This window comes from Mycobacterium sp. THU-M104, assembly GCF_049197365.1.
Taxonomy (GTDB): Bacteria; Actinomycetota; Actinomycetes; order Mycobacteriales; family Mycobacteriaceae; genus Mycobacterium.
The window spans coordinates 1-3,695 of the sequence record NZ_JBMIOP010000208.1 but is presented as its reverse complement, the minus strand read 5'-3'; the positions used below and the strand labels follow the sequence as shown (position 1 = coordinate 3,695).

4 protein-coding genes are annotated in these 3,695 nt (G+C 68.0%); all 4 read right to left on the bottom strand.

Annotation, left to right across the window (positions count from 1 at the left end; translation table 11 throughout):
• Nucleotides 1-301: 301 nt before the first annotated feature.
• Nucleotides 302-1,567: a cytochrome P450 gene (locus tag ACOJVU_RS16320; RefSeq protein ID WP_421530719.1), complete on the bottom strand. Its 1,266-nt coding sequence runs from the start codon at nucleotides 1,565-1,567 to the stop codon at nucleotides 302-304.
• Nucleotides 1,568-1,628: 61 nt separating this feature from the next.
• Nucleotides 1,629-2,996, bottom strand: a complete 1,368-nt coding sequence (locus ACOJVU_RS16315) for an FAD-binding oxidoreductase (RefSeq protein WP_421530718.1) — start codon at nucleotides 2,994-2,996, stop codon at nucleotides 1,629-1,631.
• A gap of 169 nt (nucleotides 2,997-3,165) precedes the next feature.
• Nucleotides 3,166-3,354, bottom strand: coding sequence for a PIN domain-containing protein (locus tag ACOJVU_RS16310; protein WP_421530717.1), 189 nt, complete (start codon nucleotides 3,352-3,354; stop codon nucleotides 3,166-3,168).
• 4 nt (nucleotides 3,355-3,358) lie between these two features.
• Nucleotides 3,359-3,695 (bottom strand): type II toxin-antitoxin system Phd/YefM family antitoxin (locus ACOJVU_RS16305; RefSeq protein WP_421530716.1); only part of this gene is annotated, 337 nt, incomplete at its 5' end.

The following is a 3,695-nucleotide window of genomic DNA, read 5'->3' as shown; positions in this document are numbered from 1 at the left end:
CGGACCGCCTTCGCCTTGACCTCCGGGTCGTACTTGCTTGGCATCGTGCCATCCTTCCCACAAAAGAAGGTGTGCACGAAACTCGGGGTGGTTCAGTAACGTGGGTTTCAACAACTCGGGTTCCGGTGGCGGTGACACGGGAGTATTCAATTCGGGTGCTTTGAACTCCGGGGTGGGTAATCACGGGACATCCGACTCGGGTGCCTGGAACTCAGGTGCCAACGATTCGGGTGCTTTCAACCACAGCGACAACCAGTCCGGTTTCTTCGGATAACCCTTCCGGGCGGCCAGCCGGCGGGCCTCAGGAGTTCACCCGGATCGGCACCGACAGTGGGCGGCGCACGTAACTGCCGCCCGACCACACGATCGCCGGCACCTCGACCTCGAAATCCGGGCAGCGGGAGAGCAGTTCGGTCAACGCGACGCGCGACTGCATCCGGGCGGCGGCGGCGCCCAGACAGTGGTGGGCGCCGTGGCTGAACGTCATGATGTTGCGCGGGCCTCGGGTGACGTCGAGTTCGCTTGCGTCCGGACCGTATTGGCGCTCGTCGCGGTTGGCCGACCCGTATAGCAGCAGGACCTTGCGCCCGGCCGGGATGATCGTGTCGTGCAGCGTCACGTCGCGCGTGGTGGTACGCGCCAGGCCCTGCACCGGCGAGGTCAGCCGCAGCAGCTCGTCGACCGCGTCGGGGATCAGCCCCGGGTTGTCCACCAGCAGCCGGCGCTGGTCGGGACGCTCGTGCAGCAACGGCATCGAGCCGCCCAACATCCCGGTGGTCGTGTCGTTGCCGCCGGTGACCATCGTGAAGGTGAACGCCAGCACCGACAGCATGCCGGCGATGTCCCCGTCGGCGCCCACCCCGGCGGCCACCAGGTGGGAGAGGGTGTCGTCTTCGGGTTCAGTGCGGCGCTGCTCGATCAGTGCGGTGAAGTAGGCCGTCATCGACCCGACCGCCTCACCGGCGCCCGCGAGCGCCCCGACCCCACCGCCGTCACCGACGCCATCGTCGTCACCGCCGGCGGTGTTGGCGGCCACGATCACATCGGTCCAGCCGTCGAACTGCGCCCGGTCCTCCTCGGGCACGCCGAGGTAGTGCGCGACCACCATCGACGGCAGTGGTTTGAACAACTCGGTCACGATGTCGCCACCACCCTGGGCGCGCAGCTTGTCGATGCGCTCGACGACGAACTCGCGGACCTTGGGTTCGACCGCCTCGACCTGTCGCGGCGTGAAGCCGCGCGCAACCAGCTTGCGGAACTCGGTGTGCACCGGCGGGTCCTGCATGACGAACGGCGGGTTGTCCTGCAGCCCGATCATTTCAAGTTCGCCGTAGTTGACGGTCAGCCCCTGCGCGGAGGAGAACGTCTCGTGGTCGCGCGACGCCGACCAGACCTCGGCGTGCCGGGACAGCACGTAGTAGTCGTGGTCGGGCCGTGTGCGCGGCACGACGTGGTGCACTGGGTCGTGGTCGCGCAGCGCGCGGTACATCGGCCAGGGACACTCCCAAGTGTCCGCAGTGGCGAGCTCGAACCGGGCCGGGGCATCCTGCGAAGTAGCTGCTGACATGTTGTAGGCCTAGGGCATTTCGCGGGTTGTGTCAACCGCCGACTGCGCCGGCATCGGCCCCTCAGATCGCCGCGCCGGGGTTCAGAATCCCCAACGGGTCCAGCGCGGTTTTGATGCGCTGGTTGAGCTCCATCACCTCGGGCCCGAGGTAGCCGGAAAGCCACGGCCGCTTGAGCCGGCCCACGCCGTGCTCGCCGGTGATCGTGCCGCCCAGGCTGAGTGCCAGGTCCATGATCTCGCCGAACGCCAGATTGGCGCGCTCGGTCATCGCGGCGTCGGCGGGGTCGTAGACGATCAGCGGGTGGGTGTTGCCGTCGCCGGCGTGGGCGATCACCGAGATCGTCAGCTCGCGCTCGGCGGCGATGCGCTCGATCCCGGTGACCAGCCCGCCCAGCGCCGGAAGCGGCACCCCGACGTCTTCGAGCAGCAGCGGCCCCTTGGCCTCGACCGCGGGGATGGCGAACCGGCGGGCGGCGACGAACGCCTCGCCCTCGTCCGGGTCGTCGGTCGAAAACACCTCCGTCGCGCCGTTTTCCGCGAACACCGCGGCCATCACCTCGGCATCCTGCGCACCGGCCGCGCCCCGCTCGTCGGAGCCGGCGACCAGCATCGCGGCCGCCGAACGATCCAGGTCCATGCGCAACAGGTCTTCGACGGCATTGATCGCCACCGAATCCATGAACTCCAGCATCGAGGGCCGCAGGCGCGCCGTGACGCCGAGCACCGCGTCGACCGCCGACTGGACGGACCCGAACGACGCCACCACGATGCACGACGTGTTGGGCGCGGGCAGCAGCCGCAGCGTCACCTCGGTGATGACGCCGAGGGTCCCCTCGCTGCCGACGAACAATTTCGTCAGGCTCAGTCCCGCGACGTCCTTCAAACGCGGACCGCCCAGCCGCGCCGCGGTGCCATCGGCGAGCACCACCTGCATGCCCAGCACGTAGTCGGTGGTGACGCCGTACTTCACGCAGCACAGCCCGCCGGCGTTGGTGGCGATGTTGCCCCCGATGCTGCAGATCTCGAACGACGACGGATCCGGCGGGTACCACAGGCCGTGCTCGGCGGCGGCCTTCTTCACCTCCGCGTTGAACAGGCCGGGCTGGCACACCGCGGTACGGGTCACGGGATCGACGGTGATGTCACGCATCTTCTCCGTGGACAGCACGATCCCGCTGTCCAGCGCGGTCGCGCCGCCCGACAGGCCGCTGCCGGCGCCCCGCGTGATCACCGGCACCCGATGTGCGCACGCCCAGCGCAGCACCGTCTGCACCTCGTCGGTGCACCGTGGCCGCACCACGGCCAGCGGGGTGCCCGCCGAAGGGTCGAAAGCCCGGTCCTGCCGGTAGCCTTCGGTCACCGCGGGATCGGTGACCACCGTCCCGTCGGGCAGGCCGGTGATCAGATCCGCCAACGCATCCGGGCTCACGGGCCGATCCTACGGCGTGTCGACCGCTGCACGGTTGAGCGATCCTGGAACGGGTCAAGTTCGGTGTTCTGACAAAGGAACTCACCAACGTCGCGAGGAGCCATGGGATGCCGCATCACCGTCGAGGCGGGCGACAGTGGCATCGGGCAGCCCCGGCGAAATCCGGTCATCACGCGGCGACGACCGGGATATTGTAGGCAGACAGCTGGTTGCCTGCGGTGATGATCATCAGGTCGAGCAGCTGCGCCTGAGCGAGGAGGACACGGTCGAAGGGATCCCGATGGTGATCGGGAAGATCAGCGGTCCTCAGCGTGTGCGCGTGGTCGACGGGCAGCGCAGAAGTGCCGGAGCGGCGCATGCGATCACCGATAAAAGCTTTCGAGAACATCGTCCGGCAACGGAGCGCCGAAATCTTCAGGCACGGTGTACACGCCGTGGTCGATGCCCAAGCGGCGGGTGTTCTGCGAGTGGAACGGCACGAGCTTTGCAAAGGGTTCACCTCCCCGGGCAATCTCGACCTCCTGCCCGCTGTCGACGAACCGCAGCAGCTCCGACAGGCGGGTCTTCGCCTCGTGGACGCCGACCCTGATCGCGGCAGGCTTAGTGGTCTCGCCCGTAAGTTCGTCGGGGGTTGTTACCAGACGCCGCTGGTGCCGAGTCTGCGCTGGCGGCGTCGAGACTGTGCTCAGCGCTACTTTT

Bases quoted from the DNA above. Each gene is read 5' to 3' on its own strand.
- ACOJVU_RS16320 (WP_421530719.1), bottom strand. From the start codon at position 1,567: ATGTCAGCAGCTACTTCGCAGGATGCCCCGGCCCGGTTCGAGCTCGCC.
- ACOJVU_RS16310 (WP_421530717.1), bottom strand. From the start codon at position 3,354: ATGCGCCGCTCCGGCACTTCTGCGCTGCCCGTCGACCACGCGCACACG.